Below are 19,455 nucleotides of genomic sequence, written 5' to 3' on the forward strand. Positions count from 1 at the left end.
TTAATTGACTTGCTAGCATATTGCTTGCTATGTTGTTTGCTTCTATATAATAGAAGCGCCCTACACATTTGGTTTGTTTTATTCGTTCAGTTTTCAAAGGCCTACATTGTTTGTCGCGTTGTTTCAGCAACTTTTAAATCATAACAGATTACCGTTTTGATGTCAACAACTTTTTTGAAGTTTTTTTCGAAGAAATTGTCGTCATCGCTTTATGCGACTTTGATAGAATAACTGAAAACCAGTTATCTGTCAATAACAATTTTTAATTTTTTTTGAGCGACACTCGCTCGCTTTGGAACATTACATAATATACCAACATAATCCTCTTCGGTCAATCAAAAATATTGAGTTTTTCGAACTTTTTTTCATAGCCTACCAATGTTCGTTGGTAGATGTGTAAATGTTCGCAAATAACATGAAAGCTGTATGAAAATCGCCTTTTCATTAAAATCCGGATCGTAATTTCTGTTTGAAAGATGACATCATTTTCTAATAATCCCTTTTGCAGCAACAAAAAAAAGACGCTCAGCTAAACTGAACGTCTAAAAAAATATTTTAACGCATCGTTGGGAATAGCAAAACATCACGAATTGACTGAACATCTGTCAACAACATGACAAGTCGATCAATTCCGATACCTAATCCACCAGTTGGCGGCATACCATATTCTAATGCTTCCAAGAAATCTTCGTCCACACCATGTGCTTCGTCATTACCTTGTTCACGTTCTTTTTCTTGCGCTTCGAAACGTTGACGTTGATCAATCGGGTCATTTAACTCAGTAAAGGCATTCGCAAATTCGCGTCCGACAATAAATAGTTCAAAACGATCAGTAAAACGTCCATCATTAGCATTTTTCTTCGCAAGTGGAGAAACTTCTACTGGGTGACCATAAACAAAAGTTGGTTGTTCTAACGTTTCTTCAACAAAGGTCTCAAAGAATTCATTGATAATATGACCAACTTCCATATTGTCATTGATTTCAACATTATTTTCTTTTGCTAATGTGCGAGCTTCATCAATCGCCATTTCAGGCCAGAAATCAACACCTGTTTGCTCTTTAATCGCATCTACCATATGAATACGTTTGAATTCAGAACCGAGATCAATGGATTTCCCATCGTAGGAAAGTGTTGTTTCACCAAGTACATTTTCAGCAACATCCCGAATGATTCCTTCTGTCAAATTCATCACGTCTAAATAATCATGATAAGCAGTATATACTTCCATCATCGTAAATTCTGGATTGTGAGTTGTATCAATCCCTTCATTACGGAAAACACGACCGATCTCATAAACTTTTTCCATTCCGCCAACGATTAACCGTTTCAAATGCAGTTCAAGAGCAATCCGTAAATAAAGATCCATATCTAATGCATTATGATGCGTGATGAATGGGCGTGCAGTCGCCCCCCCTGCTTCATTATGCAATACAGGTGTTTCTACTTCAGTATAGCCTAATCCATCCAAGTAACGGCGGATTTGGCTGATTATTTGACTACGTTTAGTAAAGCGATCAAAGCTTTCTCGATTACTGATTAAGTCTAAATAGCGTTGACGGTAGCGTTGTTCTACATTCGTCAAACCATGATATTTTTCGGGCAAAGGGCGTAATGCTTTCGAGAGCAGCGTAATTTCTTTCGCCTTAATCGAAACCTCACCCGTATCTGTCTTCATGACCTCACCGGTTACACCGAAGAAATCACCTAAGTCGCCTTTTTTGAAGATCGCATAAGGTTCTTCACCGACTTCATCTTTACGAACATAGATTTGAATCTGTCCTTCACGATCCTGCAGATGCGCAAAACCTACTTTTCCTTTTCCACGTTTCGTCATCATACGCCCAGCTACACTTGCTGTCAGTTGTTTTTCTACAAGCTCTTCTTTTGTATTAGCATCATATGTTTCGTGTAATTCTTTTGAATTTGTCGTACGTTCAAAACGTGCGCCGAATGGATCAATACCCTCTTCACGAAGGTTTTCCATTTTTTCGCGGCGAACACGCATCTGATCGTTCATTTCTGTCAAATTAGTTTGTTCCTCAGTCACGAATGTTCCTCCTCTTATGTAATTACTCTTACTTATAATGCCAATGAATAGACAAAAAATCAAGCCGAATTCCTTATTCGGCTTGAAGTTTAGCTAATTTTCACTTTTACCTCGGTCTTTTCAACAAGAGCATCAAGTAAATCTAGAATAACTTGTTTTTCTTCCGTTTGATTGATAGCTACTTTTGTTTTCGCTGAACGAGGAATGCCCTTAAGATAATAACTAGCATGTTGACGAAATTCACGACAAGCGATCTTTTCGCCTTTCAAATTGATCAACCGTTCTAAATGAAGCTTGGCTGTTTCAATTTTTTCTCTCGCACTTGGTTCAGGGATTAACTCTCCCGTTTCTAAGTAATGCTGAGTCTGATGAATCATCCATGGATTTCCCAAGGCAGCTCGACCGATCATCACTGCATCAACACCTACTTCTTCGATCATACGCTTTGCGTCCTCTGGAGTTCGTACATCACCATTCCCCATAAACGGAATTGTCAATTGATCCGCAACTTGTTTTAGGACATCCCAATTTGCTTGTCCTTCATACATCTGCACTCGTGTTCGACCATGCATCGCGATTGCTGAAGCTCCTGCACTTTGAGCAGCCAAAGCATTTTCAACGGCAAATACATGCTGTTCATCCCAACCAATGCGCATTTTGACGGTCACAGGAATATCTACAGCAGAAGAAACAGCATCAACCATTTCGTAAACTTTGTTTGGATCTAGGAGCCACTTCGCCCCGGCTTCCGCCTTGATAACTTTGTTAACTGGACATCCCATATTGATATCAATAATATCGGCTTCCGTATTCTCTTGTACAAATTGTGCAGCCTCCACTAATGAATCTTTGTTACCCCCGAAAATCTGAACACTTAACGGATGCTCACGTTCATCAATGTACAGCATCTCTAAAGTTTTTTTATTTCTAAAATGGATGCCTTGATCGCTGATCATCTCACAGACAACTAAACCGGCACCAAATTCTTTGACGGTCACTCGAAAAGCGGCATTAGTGATTCCGGCCATCGGAGCTACGACAATGCGATTCGGAACTTCCACATCACCAATTTTCCATGTTCCATTCAATGGTTTCACCGTTATTCCCCCAAAATCTCTTGCTTCAATTCATAAAGGTCTGCTTCGCTGTACTCATATTTATTGTTGCAAAAGGCGCAGACAGCTTCCGCTCCATGGTCTTGATCAATCAATTCTTGAATTTGCTCAGCGCCCAATGTAATGATTGCTGAAGCAAATTTTTCTTTTGAGCAATCACATTTAAATTGAACAGGCATCTTCTCTAAGAATTCCATATCGTCCGTTGCTAATAAGTTTTGCAGAATTTCTTCAGGTGTTTGCCCCTCATCTAACAAAGTCGAAATACGTGCAGTTTCTTTCAAACGAGCCTCGATTTGATCAATAATTTCATCGCTAGCCCCCGGCATAATTTGAATCATAAAACCGCCAGCTGTTTTAATAGAATCATCTGTATCCACCAAGACTGAGACACCGACCGCGGATGGATTTTGTTCAGAAACAGCCAAATAATAAGTAAAATCTTCTCCAATCTCTCCTGAGACGATCGGTGTTTGACCTGAAAATGGTTCCTTCAAGCCTAAATCTTTGATGACAGTGAACATTCCTTCTGTCCCAACTGCTCCTCGTACATCAATTTTGCCGATTTCGTTCAAAGGTAGACTGATATGGGGATTTTTAATATAACCTTTTACTTCGCCTTTACCGTTGCTGTCAACAACGATTGCGCCAGCTGGTCCATCCCCTTCAATCTTCACAGTCATTTTATCATCGCCTTTTAGGGTGGCTCCTAACATCAATGCTCCGATCATTGTCCGTCCTAAAGCTGCAGAAGACGTATTCCAGGTATCATGACGGCGTTGCGCCTCAGCGATCGTTTCAGTCGCGTTGACTGCGTACGCCCGAACAAAACCTTCGTAGGCTAATGCTTTAACTAAATAGTCACTCATCTATTTGCTCCTTCGTATTCTAATGGATTTATCCATTTGTTTTCACTCGTGATTGCATCATACTAGGTGTTTCGATTTTTTTCAACTTCTCCGTATGAGCTTAAGAAAAAAACAGACGAACTTTCGCCTGTTTATTAAAACCACATTGGCAATAAAATAGCCGTCATTGCTGTTGCATCATATTTGACTGCTTCACTCTTCAACTGATTGTGGAGGTCCCCCAGCGCCTTGGGAAAGTCATGTTGATGAGAGACTGCATATAAAGCAATCCCTTTGCATAGTTTGGAAGCAACTAATCCACGATCTTCTGTCTTCTCCAATAGCTGTGCATTCTCCAACAAAAGTTTTTGGATCTCTGTATATTTTTTGACCTCAGCATCTCCATAGGCTTGACTGATGTGATCCATCATTTGTTTCACTTTTTCGTTTCGTTCCATCTTATTCAACCCCTTCCCACATCATTTTATTCCGACTTAATTTCTATTCCAAATCATAAGAAGGACTTTCTCATAATCAAATCAGTCTGTTTATCCGTTCCAACATAAAAATCGTGACTCCCAACTTGCTTGAAGCCAAAGCTTCGATAAAATTGCAGGGCATTTTGGTTTTTTTCCCATACACCTAACCAAATATGTTCACGCTTTTCTCTAATGGCAAGATTGAAGGCAAAAACTAATAACTGTCGTCCTAAACCACGTCTTTTAAACGCTTTGCGAATATAGATTCGTTCGATCTCTACCCCGTTCTTTTCGGATATTTCTGTTTGCGCCTTATTTATATTCAATTTTAAATACCCAGCTAGTTGATATCCCTGATATATAAAGAAGAAACGTGAATCTGGATTCGTGAGTTCACTTTCCAATTTATCTAAAGCGTACGCCTCTCTCAAGTAAGTCTCTAGATCAGTCGGATCGTTTTTCGTTGCAAACGTATCACGAAAAGTCTCTATACTGATCTTTTGCAATTCAACTAAATCATTAAGATCACATCTTCGTATGTTTTCAGTCATAGCTCATTCACCCTATCAATTCTTAAAAATAACAATCCTTAAGATAAAACAAACGGCATGCCCGAAGACATGCCGCTTAAATTTATTCTTGATTATCGTTTGTATCGTCTGGTTCGATCTTATCATCTGAATCTTGATGTTCAGGTGCTTTATCTTCCGCTTGTTTTTCAGCATCTTTTTCTTCCAAAGCACGTTTTGCTTCTTCGAATGTTTGAGCTTGCGCTTTTTCACTTGGATAAAGGCTGTCCGAACCTGCAGGCATTTCACCTGTTTCAAACAATGATTTGATTGCTTTGGCATCCAATGTTTCGAATTCCAATAATTTCTCTGCAATCAATTTGTGTTGTTCACGGTGAGTCTCAATGATTTCACGAGCTTTATCGTGTGCTGCCATCAAGATGTTGCGAACCTCTTCGTCGATCTCAAAAGCAACTTGCTCAGAGTAAGCTTTTGTTTGACCATAGTCTCGACCAACAAAGACTTGGTGATTTCCTTCATATTGAACCGGACCAAGTTTTTCACTCATTCCGTATTCAGTTACCATGCTTCGAGCTAAACCAGTCGCTTGTTCAAAGTCATTGGAAGCTCCGGTTGTTTGAGCGTTAAAGACGATTTCTTCTGCTGTACGTCCGCCAAGCAAACCAACGATTTGTTCAAACATATCGTCTTTCGACATCAACATTTGATCTTCTTTTGGTAAGGCGATCATGTACCCGCCAGCGCGTCCACGAGGGATAATTGTTACTTTATGCACGACACGAGCACGGTTCAAGACCATTCCGATGATGGTATGACCAGCTTCATGGTAAGCAACCATTTCACGTTCACGTTTGCTGATGACACGGTCTTTCTTCGCAGGTCCCGCGATAACGCGATCTTCTGCTTCATCCACGTCTGAAGCATCAATTTTCTTCTTGTTACGACGAGCCGCAACTAAAGCAGCTTCGTTTAAGACATTTTCTAAATCAGCACCGGCAAAGCCTGGTGTTTGTTGAGCAACAACTTTCAAATCAACATCGTCTGCTAACGGTTTGTTACGGGAATGCACTCGTAAAATCGCTTCACGACCTTTAACATCAGGACGGCCAACTAAAATTTGACGGTCAAAACGACCAGGACGTAATAATGCTGGGTCTAATACGTCTGAACGGTTTGTTGCAGCGATGACGATTACGCCTTCGTTTCCATCAAATCCATCCATTTCAACGAGCAATTGGTTCAAGGTTTGTTCACGTTCATCGTGACCGCCGCCCATACCAGCACCCCGTTGACGACCAACAGCATCAATTTCATCGATGAAGATGATCGCTGGCGCATTTTTCTTGGCTGTTTCGAATAAGTCACGAACACGTGACGCCCCGACCCCTACGAACATTTCCACGAAATCTGAACCTGAGATTGAGTAAAATGGTACCCCTGCTTCACCGGCTACGGCCTTAGCAAGTAATGTTTTACCAGTTCCGGGAGGTCCCTCTAGTAAAACACCAGCTGGAATCCGGGCACCTAATTCGACGAAACGACGTGGATCTTTTAAGAATTCCACGACTTCGACCAATTCTTGTTTTTCTTCTTCTGCTCCGGCTACGTCAGAGAAACGAACCCGGTTCGCTTTTTTATCGGCTTCTTTGGCTTTTGATTTACCAAAGTTCATGACACGGCCATTGCCGCCACCGCCGCCGCCTTGTTGACCAAGCATCATGTAGAAGAAGAAAATCATAATCAAGATTGGTAAAAAGCTTACTAATAAAGTAATCCACATACCGCTACTTGATTCTTCTTCGATCGTGGTCTTGACTTTGTTTTCTTTTGCTAAGTCATTGACCTGACTCAAGGTTGAATCATTTGGCAAAACAATTGTTGAGAAGTGGGTAGTTTTTGTTTCTGTCCCCCCACCAATGATGCTCAAACCGCCGGAATTAGCAACTTCTTGCTTATCCTTGTACTCACCAGTGATCTTGTATACTCCACCGGCAGGCTGGATTTTAAGATTTTTAATTTTGCCTTCTTGCATCTGTTCAGTAAAAGTTGAATACTCGATATCTGGCGAAGCTGATTTGTTATCTCCGAAAAGGAAATAAACAACCATGACCATCGCCAAGATGACGAGAATATAATAGAGAGCATTTTTGACTCCCTTATTGTTTTTGTTCATCTGCGTCCTCCTCGCGCTTGTTAGCTGATTAGCTTGTTAAAAAAAGTTTTATCAATTTTGACCTTTTAAGTATATCATACTGTGATTTTTTCGGTCACTAATTTGATTGATAAATTTTGGGCTTTAATACACCTACGTATGGCAGGTTGCGATACGCTTCTGCATAGTCTAGTCCATAACCGACCACGAACTCATTTGGTACATCAAAACCAACATAATCAGCATGGATATCCACCACACGTCCTTCTGGTTTATCCAACAATGTGACGATTTTCACTGATTTTGCTTTACGGTATTTGAACAAATCGACCAAATACCCTAGTGTCCGTCCGCTATCAATGATATCTTCAACGATCAGCAAATCTCGACCCTCAACATTTGTATCTAAATCCTTGATAATTTTTACCTCACCAGAGGAAACGGTTTGATTACCGTAACTTGAAACGTCCATAAAATCCAATTCTAAATGGGTATCGATTTCACGAACGATATCAGCCATAAAAGGAACAGCTCCTTTTAAAATACCAACCACCAAAGGATTTTTATCGGTATAATCTGCTGTTAACTGTGCACCTAATTCAACACAGCGTTTTTGAATATCTTCTCTAGTAATCAATACTTTTTCAATGTCTTTTGCTAGCATCTATAAACTCCTTTCATTTCGCTACTTGAAGCGTATAGTCAAGTATGTAGTGTATTCTATCAGTTTCAGTTGTAATACTCAAATGGGAATTAACAAAAGGTAAGAGCGCTACGATTTCACCTGAAGAATCTTCCACCACCCACGCTTGCTCCCTTTCGTCAGATGGAATTTTTTTATCTATAAAATAACGACTGACTCGTTTTTCCAAGGTGCTGGTCAACTGAATTCGATCGCCTGCCTGGCGACGTCTAATTATTAACGGAAGTTTCACAGTAAGTGGTAATGGTACTTGATACATCCCTTTTTCTACAGAAGCCGTATTTTTTCTCAAAGCGATCACTGAACCATCTGACAAGGAGTATTGTTCGTTTTCTTCCAAACGAAAAGACTCCTGATCAACTGTTGTTTTCCTTTCTAAATAAAACTGTTGATAACGTCGTACAAATTGCCAGTCATCACTAATGTCCATGATCCATTGGCTGACAGGACGCTGCATTTGGTCTACCAATGAAAACAATTGCCGCTGCGAAATCCCAAGATTTATCCGTGTTGTTACTTGCTGAAAGAAAGCAGTGAGAAAATAATAACGAGCTCCTGTTTCAGCAGGCAAGCTTTCAGCAGGAAAAGACCAGCGTTTTCCATCAAAATCGATATTTCTTAAATTTTCTTTTAGCACCTGGTTAATCAACTGATTTGCCCAAACTAGCTGTTGATGAAACTGCTGAGCATGCTCTAAAACTTGCGAATTTTCTTTTTTTAATTCTGGTACAACATTTTGGCGGATTCGATTGCGGAAATAGTCTTGTGAAGTATTCGTACTATCCTCAAAATAGGTCAGCTGCTGCTCCTTCGCATACTCATAGATCATATCTTTTGAAAAAGGCAGTAATGGACGCAGCAGAATCCCATCACCAAACTTTTGCTGGCGAACAATTCCGCTATGCCCTGTAAATGATCCGCCACGTGTCAACCGCATTAAGAGTGTCTCCAATTGATCATCACCATGATGAGCCGTTAGAATAAAATCATACTTTTCCTGATCCATGATTTTCTTGAAAAAAGCGTAGCGCACACGCCGAGCTTCCGCCTCGACATTCCTTTCCACGGGATGTTGCCAAACCTTTAAATAGAAAGGCAATTTGTGTTCTTCACAATAATTATGTAAAAAATCCGCTTCAACTTTAGATTCAGATCGTAATTGATGATCCACATGAGCTACTCCGATATTTGCCCCTTTTTGTTCCATCAGATGCAAAAGAGCCATCGAATCAACTCCCGTAGATACCGCTACTAATATTTTTTTATTCGCAGTTAATTCAGGATTTTCTCGAAAAAAAACTTGCTCCATGTTAAACTCCTTGGTCGTATAGATGGATTCTTTTTTTATTGTGTATCTTCCAAGTATACTTTTTGATTATTAATTCAATATGAACTTATTTGCTTCAATTCATAAACTGCCATAAAAAAAGCTGAAATCCTAAACGAATTTCAGCTTCTTTATTTTTAACTGCGACGGCCGCCACGGCCTCCGCGTTTTCCTTCGGTATTGCGTTTGATCGATGACAAGCGATCATCGCTATCCTTTAAAAAGGAACTCATCAATGAATCGAAGTCTTGTTTGCCGCTATTTTGTTGAGGTTTGCCTTTAGCCGCTGGTCTTGGACGATTGTTGTCTCGATTGTCACGAAACTCTCGTTTAAAAGGTTTCTTTTCTGGTTGTGGTTGATCCTGGGCCTTACGGATTGAAAGACCAACTTTGCCGTCATCTCCGACTGAAGTTACTTTCACGGTTACTTCGTCACCGACAGTCAGTACATCATGAATGTCTTTGACGAAACCATTTGAGATTTCACTGATATGGACTAAACCTGTTTTACCCTCTCCCAAGTCGATAAAGGCACCGAAATTGGTGATCCCTGATACTTTTCCTTGCAGCTTAGCTCCTACTTCGATTGACATAAAAAAAATGTTCCTCCTAATTTTTTCCTAATTATTTTAAATCTGCGACTGAATTTATTCAGCAGTTTCGGATTTCACAACTTCATCAGCAGATTGTTTGTCCTTACTAGACATTTTTGCTGAATCTGGTAATACAAAAATCAATTCACCATCTTTTGAATAATAGAAACGACTACGGGCTAATTTTGCCACATAGTTATCATCTTTCAACAATTCAACATCTTGCTTCAAGCCATCAACCCGATCATCTACCTTAGCAGATTCCGCGATCGTTTTAACTTTGATATCCTTTAGTTCGCTTAAATGACGTTGTTCGTTGAAGATTTGAACTCCCATGACGATAGCGGCAAAAGCGGCAACCGCAAATAGTGCTGCCAAACGACGACGTTTAAAAATTAATTGACGATGCTGCTTTTGAAACTTTTGATATTGCTCTTTTGCATACGGCGTATCTAACGAAGCAATTTTCTGCGTCTCGTTTTCATTCATTCCTGCTCGCTCCTTACCATGAAATTCTTTACTATTATATCAATTCAGGATATAATTGTCTATTTGAATTATCCTTAATTCCCGTTATTTTCCACTCGCGTCTCACTAATAATCCGATACATTTTGGCTGCGTCCTCTTTTTTCGTTGACTCATGCAGCTCTTCTATCGCAACCTCTAGGACTTTGTTTCCGAATTGGATACGCAATGAATCACCGATTTTTACATCCGTTGAAGATTTTGCTAATTTTCCATTAACTTGGATCCGCCCTTTGTCAGCTACTTCCTTCGCTACCGTTCGACGCTTAATGATCCGTGATATTTTTAAAAACTTATCTAATCGCATGAATTATCCTCTTTTCCAATTTATTCTCAATAATTTACTACCAAATGGTAACATCAACCATTCGCGAATCGTTAACAACCGCAGCTGAATGGCTAGGATCACAAAAGTACCCCCACCGATCACTACACCAAAAACAGCTGCTATTAAAGCAAAACCTCTTTTTTGAACTAGTCCAAAAACAAGACTGATACCGCCATAATAACACAAGAGCACCACTACCATACCAAACAAACAAATAGCTAGGTTGCGTATAAAATGACGCTGCCGACCATAGGCTCTTGTCTCGTGATCACTCGCCAAATGCAGGATAAACAGAGACACTGCCAATCCAAGCAATGTCGAAAGACTGGCTCCAATCGTTCCAAACTGTTTAGTCAAGCCGCCAGTAATTACTACTTTCAGCAATAACCCCACCCCCGCTGCCTGCAATGAACTGCGATATTCATTTTGGCTTTGGGCAATACTTTGGTATGCCTGCACCATCGCCATCAAAAAGATCGCAAAGACAAACAGAACCAATGTACCGTTGCCTTGGTAATCTTTAAACAGCGCATAGTTCACATATGGTAATAACATAGCTAAGCCGATCGAAGCTGCTGCACCAATAGCACAGGTCAGTCGCAGGAAAATCTGACTCGTCTTGACAAACATGCCGCGATCTCGATTAACTAAATAGCGTGTCAATAATGGTAAAAAGCTTGAGCTCAAGGCCAGTGCTACAACTAACCCAAGTTGGACCAACGGCTGTCCCCGGTCGTATACCCCTTTTGCCAACTTTGCTCCATGCTCACTCAAACCAAAATCCACTAAAGCCTTTTTGACAGTAAAGGAATCGATCAATTGAAATAAAATCAATAGACCACTGTAAATTGTCATCAGTCCGCCCTCAAGTACTAATCGCTTTCCTAATACTGCCATTTTCGCACCAAAGATTGGAACCCGACTTACAAGACTCGTACCAAAAACCTTCCGACGATAGTACCCTAACACTAGGACCGCTACGATTCCGCCAACTAAAGCACCGGACATGGCTACAGTTCCTGTATGGTAAACATCCCAACCGAATTGCTTGAACGACCAGGCGGCGATCAGGATCACTCCGACACGAATCAGTTGCTCCACCACTTGCGAAACAGCGGTCGGCACCATCAATAGCTTTCCTTGAAACTCTCCTCGGGTGATCGAAAGAAATGGCACAATGACAAAGGTAAAGGAAACTACCCGAATTAATGGAGCTAGCTTTCCATCCCCCATCCAATCTGCTAACGGCTGTGCTGAAAAGAAACATAACGCCCACAGTATTAAGCCAAAACCACCGATCAAAGGAAAAAGCTCCTCCAATGCCTGGCGTTGTTCCAGCGGTTCTTTTTTCTCTGCTACATATTTTGAAATAAACTGCGGTAAGCCAGATAAAGCCAAGGTCATGGCGATCCCATAGATCGGATAGACCTGTTGATACACATAAAATCCTTCATCGCCAGCGAGGTTTTGATACGGCACCCTATAGACAGCACTCAACAGCTTCGCTATGAATGATGCTGCGGTCAAGACGAAGGCACCTTGCATCATGACTCGCATTTCCTTATTCGCCAGTGCCTCCACCACCTATTCTTTGTATTTTTGTTCCCGTAATGCACGAACAAATTTGCTGATTTCTCGTAGCCAAATAGCCTCATCCATATTATTTGCGATCGTCAATTTGATGACCATCTGATCTTTCTCAACACCTAGAGTTGCTTTCATCTTCGTAGCACTTAACGCTTCAAAGAGCTGTTCGACCTGATAGGCTTTCGTTCCAACTTTGCTTAAAGTAAAGATGATTTGCTGCTGGCGTTTTTGAATACTCTCAACAAGAGCACGATCGCCATCCATCTTGATTTGTCCGACGTTCAGCAAGTTGGCTACTTCGTCAGGATAGTCGCCAAATCGGTCTACTAAATCTGCTTCTACCTCATCCAGCATCTCAGTACTTTCCAGCTCGCGAATCCGTTTATAGATTTCAATTTTTTGTCGTTCGTCTTCAATGTATGTTCCAGGGATATAGGCATCAATTCCTAAATTGATCTCAACAGAAGTTCGTTCGACCTGAGTATTTTTCCCTTGCTTACGATCAACAGCTTCAGACAACATTTGGGAATACATATCAAAACCAACTGCATCGATAAAGCCGTGTTGCTGAGCCCCCAACAGATTACCTGCACCACGTATCGATAAATCTCGCATTGCAATCTTGAAGCCAGAGCCTAACTCAGTAAAATCTTTGATCGCCTGCAGACGCTTTTCACTGACTTCGTTCAAGATTTTTTGCGGCTCATACATGAAATAGGCATACGCAATCCGACTGCTGCGTCCCACTCGTCCACGTAATTGATACAGTGTCGACAAACCCATATAATCAGCATTTTCAACAAATAAGGTATTCACATTCGGAATATCCACTCCTGTTTCGATGATCGTCGTTGTCACTAAAATATCGTATTGACCATCGATAAAGTCCATTAAGGTGTTTTCTAATTGAACTTCCGTCATCTGACCATGAGCAAATCCGATCTTAGCATCAGGAACTAACATTTGCAGTTCTTCCACTTTTCGTTCAATTGTTTCTACTCGATTGTACAGATAGAAAGCTTGACCGCCTCGAGCCATCTCACGTTCGATGGCTTCACGGATTGCTCCCGGATTGGTTTCCATCACGTAGGTTTGGATCGGATAACGATTTTCCGGCGGTGTTTCGATAACGGAAAGATCACGAACACCTAGCATCGACATATGTAATGTTCGAGGGATTGGCGTCGCTGTTAAAGTCAGTACATCAACTTGAGAGCGCAGTTGTTTTAGACGTTCCTTGTGCTTCACCCCAAACCGTTGTTCTTCGTCAATAACCAACAATCCTAGATCTGCAAATTGTAAATCTTGTGACAAGAGCCGATGAGTTCCAACAACGATATCGACCTGTCCTGTACGGATCTGTTCGATTGTTTCATTCTGCTGCTTCTTGGTACGGAAGCGGCTCAGCATCGCCACATTGACCGGAAAATTTTCGAAACGCTCAGTCATCGTATCAAAATGCTGCTGCGCCAAAATCGTCGTTGGCACAAGAAAGGCTACTTGTTTGTTTTCCTTGATTGCCTTAAAGGCAGCCCGTAATGCAACTTCAGTTTTACCGAAACCAACATCTCCGACTAGCAAGCGATCCATCGGCCGATTTTTTTCCATATCGTGTTTGATTTCAGCGGTACTCCGCAGCTGATCATCTGTCTCACTATAGGGAAAAGCATCTTCAAATTCTTTTTGATACTCATCATCAGGACCAAAAGCATATCCGCGTTCGGCTTCTCGTTTTGCGTACAGTTCGATCAGATCATCCGCGATGTCCTCGATTTTCTTCGAAACCTTGCTCTTGGTCTTGGTCCATTCGCTGCCACCTAATTTATTAATTTTCGGTGGTTTCGCTTCGGAAGAGACATACTTTTGGATCAAGTTCAATTGTGTGACTGGAATGAACAGCTTGTCATCTTTTTGGTACAAAATCGACATATAGTCTTGATGGACACCATCGATCTCGATTGTTTCCATGCCAATATATTTCCCAATCCCATGATTGGCATGCACCACATAATCGCCGGTTTTTAATTCATTATAACTTTTTAAACGTTCCGCATTTGAAATCGTTTGTCTGCGAGCACGTTTTTTTGTAACTTTTTGGAAAATTTCTCGTTCCGTCACAACCACTAATTTGTCTTGCGGCAATTCAAAGCCATTTGTTAGGTTCCCGGTAACAATTTGGGTTTGCCCTACCAGTAGTTGATCCGGCATTGTTTGAGCCGCTTTGATCTCAACATCGTGGAATTCCTGAGTAAGCTTTTCTTGTCGTTCTTGATCAGATACGAGGAACAAAACCGTTTGACCCTGTTTTTGCCAGCGATCGACTTCGGTTTTTAATAGAGGCATTTGACCGAAAAATTGCTGCATCGAACGGTATTGGAAATTATGGATCGCTTCAAAGCGCAAATTTCCCATCCCTTTTTGAAATAGCGAAAAGAAGCTGGTAACAAGTTTGCTTTTTTTGACCAGATCTTGAGCGTTTTGACCAAAACTTTGCTCAGAAAACACCCGCAATTCTTCGATTTTTTGTGTATGCCATTCGGCTTCTTCACGATCCATTTCCCGCTGTGTTTCCATCATGCGGGGATAATCATCAACGAATAGCAGTGCATCCTTGGCAAAATGATCTATCAATGAAATTTTTTCTTCATATAATAGATCTGTATAATACTTGGCCTGTTCTGTCGGGATACCATCCTCCCAAGAGGCAATCAATTGACCAAAATAGTCGTTCAGAAAGTTGTAGTCTTCTTTTTCTTTCGTAACTGCCAGCCGATTTTGCAGAAGCTGATTTACTTTCAACGCCCCTTGCTTCAAATCCTCTGCAGAAAAAACCAAGTCTGTGGTTGGAGTGATCCAGACCTCATTTAGATTTTCGACAGAGCGCTGTGTTTCTGGTTCGAAATAGCGTAAAGAGTCAATTTCTACATCAAACAACTCTACTCGAACCGGATACTCCGTCGTTAATGGATAAATATCAACGATGCTTCCTCGCATACTGAATTCACCAGGTTTACCCACAATCGTTTGTCGTTCATATCCCATCAAGACTAATCGTTGGGCTAAGTTCTCCAGATCAATTTCACTACCGATTTTCCAGTGTAACTGATTCGCCTGCCACGTTTCAGGTGTTGGCAAATATTTCCGTAACGCTGCCGCTGGAACGACGTATAATCCGTTCTCTCCTTGAGACAATGCTTGTAAAGTAGACACACGTTCTGCCCGTGCTTCTGGTGAAGCAAAGGCCATTTCAGCTGAAAGAACTTCATCTACCGGAAATAGATGGACATCCTCGATGATCTGCCGCAATTCTTCAGCCAATTGATTACTGTAGTAGAGGTTAGGTACAACTACCACAGTCTGCTTTTGGCTTGCCTGATGAGTTGCCGCCATCACCAACGCTTTTGCTGAACCGGATAGACCGATCAATAATTGCCGCTTCGCCTTTTTTTCTAAATTTGCCTGCCACTCTTTCACCAGTGGCAGTTGATTCATAAACTCAATCAAATCCATTTTTCTTGCTCCTTATTCATACTATGGTAAATACTTTTCCCTATTGAAAAAAATATTGCTAGTTTCTCGTCGTATATCGTTTCTTTAAACAGCGAAAGTATCAAAGGAACGATCATTCTTCATTTTTTCTTTTTAGCTAATTGAGACAAAACTGAACGACACTAGTTGAATCGATTCATTGTTTTCAGAAAATCGTTTCCTGTCACAAAGTCATTCACTGCTTCAGCCGCTCTTACAACACTGTCCGAAATTGTCGCTGTTTCCTCTTTGCTGAAAGTACTCAGAACATGATTCACGACTGTTTTTCCATTCGGACGACCGATCCCGATTTTGATCCGATTGAATTCTTGTGTACCGATATGAGAAATGATACTTTTCAACCCGTTGTGCCCCCCCGCACTGCCTTTTTGTCGTAAGCGTAATTTCCCAAGTTCCATGTCCAAGTCATCAGCGATCACAACCAATTCCTCTAAGTAAACACCAAAGTACGTCATCAATGGACCAACAGCTCGACCAGATTCATTCATAAAAGTCATGGGCTTTACCAACAGGATTTTCTCGCCGTCAATGAAATAATCTGCTACTTCTGCTTCGAAAGTATTCCTTTTGAATACTGCTCCATGCTCCTCCGCCAAACGATCAACCACCATAAAGCCGACATTGTGTTTTGTATTTTCATATTTCTTCCCTGGATTTCCCAGACCTACAATCATTTTCATACTTTTTTTCGCCTCGTTTTTAATTATCTATCGTTTCTCTTTCAACGAAAGTTCTTCGTTGTTCCTATGCATGACAAAATGCTGGATAGTCAAATGACTACCCAGTCCAAAATTTTCTTTATACAGTATAACACAAACTAACCTGTAGTGACCGTTTTCAGTGCTTTAAGTCTCTCATAAGTTTCTGTTATTTTTGAAAAAAGTTAATACTACCAGCTTCTTGAGCTATTCACACATGAAGCGTTTTCTTCTGAAACAGCTGAAATAACTGTATTATTAATGAGTAAAACACGTGACAAGTTTCATTAATTAGTGTTATCATTCCACTGGAAAACAAATATAAGAAGGGATTGGTACACATGACTGCAACAGCAGCTAGTAAAACCCATCAAAAAGTAATGTTAATCGGAGACGGCGCAGTAGGTTCAAGTTATGCCTTCGCTCTAGTCAATCAAAATATCGCTCAAGAAATCGGTATTATCGATATCGATACCAACCGCACACAAGGAGATGCGATCGACCTATCTCATGCATTAGCCTTCACATCACCTAAAAAAATCTATTCTGCCTCTTATGAAGACTGTCACGATGCTGACTTAGTTGTCATCACAGCCGGCGCTCCTCAAAAACCAGGCGAAACTCGTTTAGACCTAGTTGGTAAAAACTTACGCATCAACAAAAGTATCGTAGAACAAGTCGTTGCATCTGGCTTCGATGGTATTTTCTTAGTTGCCGCGAACCCTGTAGATATTTTAACTTACTCTACATGGAAATTCTCTGGCTTCCCTAAAGAACGCGTTATTGGTTCTGGTACTTCTTTAGATACAGCGCGCTTCCGTCAAGCAATCGCTGAATTAGTTGACGTAGATGCACGTAACGTTCATGCCTATATCTTAGGTGAACATGGTGACTCAGAATTCCCAGTTTGGTCACACGCTAACGTTGCCGGCCTACAAATTTATGAATGGGTTAAAGATAACCCAGAAGTTGATGAAGAAGCTTTAGTAAACTTATTCTTCGGTGTACGTGACGCTGCTTACGAAATTATCGAGAAAAAAGGTGCTACTTTCTATGGTATCGCCGTTGCCCTAGCTCGTATCACTCGTGCGATCCTAAATGATGAAAGTGCCGTATTCCCATTATCAGTTTACTTAGAAGGTCAATATGGACAAAATGATATTTACATTGGTGCGCCAGCCGTTATCAATGCTAAAGGAATCCAAAATATCATTGAAATCCCATTAAGTGATGCTGAAAAAGATCGTATGGATGCTTCTGCTTCACAACTTAAAGAAGTTATGGACAAAGCTTTTGCTGATCTTGAAGCTGAAGGAAAATAAAAAAATTCAAAACCGCAGAGAATATTATTATTCTTTGCGGTTTTTTTAATATTTGCTAACAATTGAAAACATATCGTTCGTATTTCAAGCATTCTGTGGTATATTTATACTCGGTATATCATTTAAAATCAGCGGCTATTATATAGATGAAAATGGTTGGATAATTGATAAAAACCAAATACATAAAAGCAATGAGGAGTTATTTCGATGACAAGAAATGAAAGAAGAAATTCTCGTAGCCGATCACGAATCGGGGTGATTGTTGTTTTAGGTTTATTGGTAGTTTTAGTTGGCGGCTATGCCGTTCGCAGTACATATTACGCCCAAAGGTTCCTGCCTAACACAGTAGTCAACGGGGTAAAAATCAGTAATTTGACGGTGAGCGAAGCAAATCGAAAAATTACACGCGAGTTGACCGACTCGCCTTTCCTAATCAAGATCGATGATAAGAACTGGAAAGAGATCAATCGCAAAGATTTAGGTTGGCAGAATGATTATTTATCTGGACTAAAAGAAATGCAACAAAAACAAAATCCTTTTAGCTGGGGAATGCAGTTAGTCTCAGCAGCAGATACAAAAGATGTTGATGGCAATACGTTAGATGAAAGTAAACTAAATGCTGTCGGTGAGGCTGTAAGAGCAGAACTGACACAAACAAATACGAATCGGACAGCGACAGAAAATGCCAAAGTCACTCGAACCAATGACGGCTTTGAGATTACTCCTGAAAAACAAGGAAATACTATTGATGTCGATGCTGCTGTTACAGCTTTTAAAGATGCAGCAAAAAATGGCAAACATACGATTGATTTTAACAGCTACCTTTCCAAACCAACGATCACTAAAGACGATGCTGATTTGAAAAAGACGATGGATAAGATGAATGCTGTCGCAAAAATCAAAGCAAACTACAGCATCAATGGAGAAAACTTCCAAATTCCAACAGCCGATATCAACAGCTGGTTGATCGATGATAATGGAAAGATGTCTCTAGACCAGGAAAAAGTAACAGCTTACGTGACTAGTCTAGGTGAAAAATACAACACTAGCTCTAAACCGACGGAATTCAACAGTACCCGTCGCGGAAAAGTTTCTGTTCCATCCGGTACCTATAGCTGGACGATCAATACTTCTGCAGAAGTTGAAGCATTAATGAAACAAATCTTAGAAGGCAAAGACTTTACTCGTTCACCAGTTGTTACCGGCGCTACGACAGCAGACAAGCCTTTAGTAGATAAAACATATATTGAAGTAGACTTGCAAAATCAACATATGTGGTATTACAAAGACGGTAAGGTTGCTTTAGAAACAGATATCGTCAGTGGTAAACCAAGCTCTCCAACTCCAACTGGTGTTGATTACGTTTGGTCAAAAGAAACCAACAAGACCTTAAGAGGGAAAAACGATGATGGCTCTGATTATGCAAGCCCAGTGAAATATTGGATGCCGATTGATTGGACCGGCGTCGGCCTTCACGATTCTGATTGGCAGCCTGAATACGGCGGTGAGCTTTGGAAAACACGCGGGTCCCACGGTTGTGTAAATACACCACCAGGTGTCATGGCTCAATTATTCGATATGGTTGAAGTTGGTACACCAGTACTAGTCTTTTAACTAAATAAAAACCAGCGAAAGTTTCGCTGGTTTTT

The 19,455-nt window shown here is 40.7% G+C and carries 16 protein-coding genes; 2 read left to right on the forward strand and 14 right to left on the reverse strand.

The window, feature by feature from the left end; all coding sequences use genetic code 11:
* Positions 1 to 555: 555 nt before the first annotated feature.
* From lysS to pth, 14 genes are all read right to left on the reverse strand, one after another.
* Positions 556 to 2,019 (reverse strand): lysine--tRNA ligase, encoded by a 1,464-nt coding sequence (lysS, locus tag AC4J95_RS19440; protein ID WP_494551283.1) that lies wholly within the window; start codon positions 2,017 to 2,019, stop codon positions 556 to 558.
* 119 nt (positions 2,020 to 2,138) lie between these two features.
* Positions 2,139 to 3,137 carry a tRNA dihydrouridine synthase DusB gene (gene dusB, locus AC4J95_RS19445; RefSeq protein ID WP_494551284.1) on the reverse strand — a complete coding sequence of 333 codons (999 nt, stop codon included), beginning with the start codon at positions 3,135 to 3,137 and terminating at the stop codon, positions 2,139 to 2,141.
* An 11-nt stretch (positions 3,138 to 3,148) separates the two neighbouring features.
* Positions 3,149 to 4,033: an Hsp33 family molecular chaperone HslO gene (hslO, locus tag AC4J95_RS19450; protein WP_494551274.1), complete on the reverse strand. Its 885-nt coding sequence runs from the start codon at positions 4,031 to 4,033 to the stop codon at positions 3,149 to 3,151.
* A gap of 134 nt (positions 4,034 to 4,167) precedes the next feature.
* Positions 4,168 to 4,470 carry a bacteriocin immunity protein gene (locus tag AC4J95_RS19455; protein WP_494551275.1) on the reverse strand — a complete coding sequence of 101 codons (303 nt, stop codon included), beginning with the start codon at positions 4,468 to 4,470 and terminating at the stop codon, positions 4,168 to 4,170.
* A gap of 53 nt (positions 4,471 to 4,523) precedes the next feature.
* Positions 4,524 to 5,042, reverse strand: a complete 519-nt coding sequence (locus tag AC4J95_RS19460; protein ID WP_494551276.1) for a GNAT family N-acetyltransferase — start codon at positions 5,040 to 5,042, stop codon at positions 4,524 to 4,526.
* 82 nt (positions 5,043 to 5,124) lie between these two features.
* Positions 5,125 to 7,194, reverse strand: coding sequence for an ATP-dependent zinc metalloprotease FtsH (gene ftsH, locus AC4J95_RS19465; protein WP_494551277.1), 2,070 nt, complete (start codon positions 7,192 to 7,194; stop codon positions 5,125 to 5,127).
* A gap of 97 nt (positions 7,195 to 7,291) precedes the next feature.
* Positions 7,292 to 7,837 (reverse strand): hypoxanthine phosphoribosyltransferase, encoded by a 546-nt coding sequence (gene hpt / locus AC4J95_RS19470; protein WP_010741092.1) that lies wholly within the window; start codon positions 7,835 to 7,837, stop codon positions 7,292 to 7,294.
* A gap of 13 nt (positions 7,838 to 7,850) precedes the next feature.
* On the reverse strand, positions 7,851 to 9,185 hold the full coding sequence (gene tilS / locus AC4J95_RS19475; protein WP_494551278.1) for a tRNA lysidine(34) synthetase TilS: 1,335 nt from the start codon (positions 9,183 to 9,185) through the stop codon (positions 7,851 to 7,853).
* 155 nt (positions 9,186 to 9,340) lie between these two features.
* A complete protein-coding gene (locus AC4J95_RS19480) occupies positions 9,341 to 9,796 on the reverse strand; it encodes a S1 domain-containing RNA-binding protein (RefSeq protein WP_316405721.1) in 456 nt (151 codons plus the stop codon).
* 54 nt (positions 9,797 to 9,850) lie between these two features.
* Entirely contained in the window at positions 9,851 to 10,285 is a 435-nt protein-coding gene (locus AC4J95_RS19485) for an FtsB family cell division protein (protein ID WP_494551279.1), read from the reverse strand.
* A 74-nt stretch (positions 10,286 to 10,359) separates the two neighbouring features.
* Complete coding sequence (locus tag AC4J95_RS19490; RefSeq protein ID WP_316405719.1) at positions 10,360 to 10,629, reverse strand: RNA-binding S4 domain-containing protein; 270 nt, start codon at positions 10,627 to 10,629, stop codon at positions 10,360 to 10,362.
* 3 nt (positions 10,630 to 10,632) lie between these two features.
* Positions 10,633 to 12,195 (reverse strand): putative polysaccharide biosynthesis protein, encoded by a 1,563-nt coding sequence (locus AC4J95_RS19495; protein WP_494551285.1) that lies wholly within the window; start codon positions 12,193 to 12,195, stop codon positions 10,633 to 10,635.
* A 39-nt stretch (positions 12,196 to 12,234) separates the two neighbouring features.
* On the reverse strand, positions 12,235 to 15,747 hold the full coding sequence (gene mfd, locus AC4J95_RS19500; protein WP_494551280.1) for a transcription-repair coupling factor: 3,513 nt from the start codon (positions 15,745 to 15,747) through the stop codon (positions 12,235 to 12,237).
* 161 nt (positions 15,748 to 15,908) lie between these two features.
* Complete coding sequence (gene pth, locus AC4J95_RS19505) at positions 15,909 to 16,466, reverse strand: aminoacyl-tRNA hydrolase (protein ID WP_494551281.1); 558 nt, start codon at positions 16,464 to 16,466, stop codon at positions 15,909 to 15,911.
* Between the two features lie 359 nt (positions 16,467 to 16,825).
* Between pth and AC4J95_RS19510 the strand changes: the two genes are divergently transcribed.
* Together AC4J95_RS19510 and AC4J95_RS19515 are read left to right on the forward strand one after the other, a co-directional pair.
* A complete protein-coding gene (locus tag AC4J95_RS19510) occupies positions 16,826 to 17,806 on the forward strand; it encodes an L-lactate dehydrogenase (RefSeq protein ID WP_316405716.1) in 981 nt (326 codons plus the stop codon).
* A gap of 207 nt (positions 17,807 to 18,013) precedes the next feature.
* Positions 18,014 to 19,420, forward strand: coding sequence for a L,D-transpeptidase family protein (locus AC4J95_RS19515; RefSeq protein ID WP_494551282.1), 1,407 nt, complete (start codon positions 18,014 to 18,016; stop codon positions 19,418 to 19,420).
* The last annotated feature ends 35 nt before the right edge of the window (positions 19,421 to 19,455 follow it).

Source organism: Enterococcus sp. GPZ-007 (assembly GCF_059374735.1).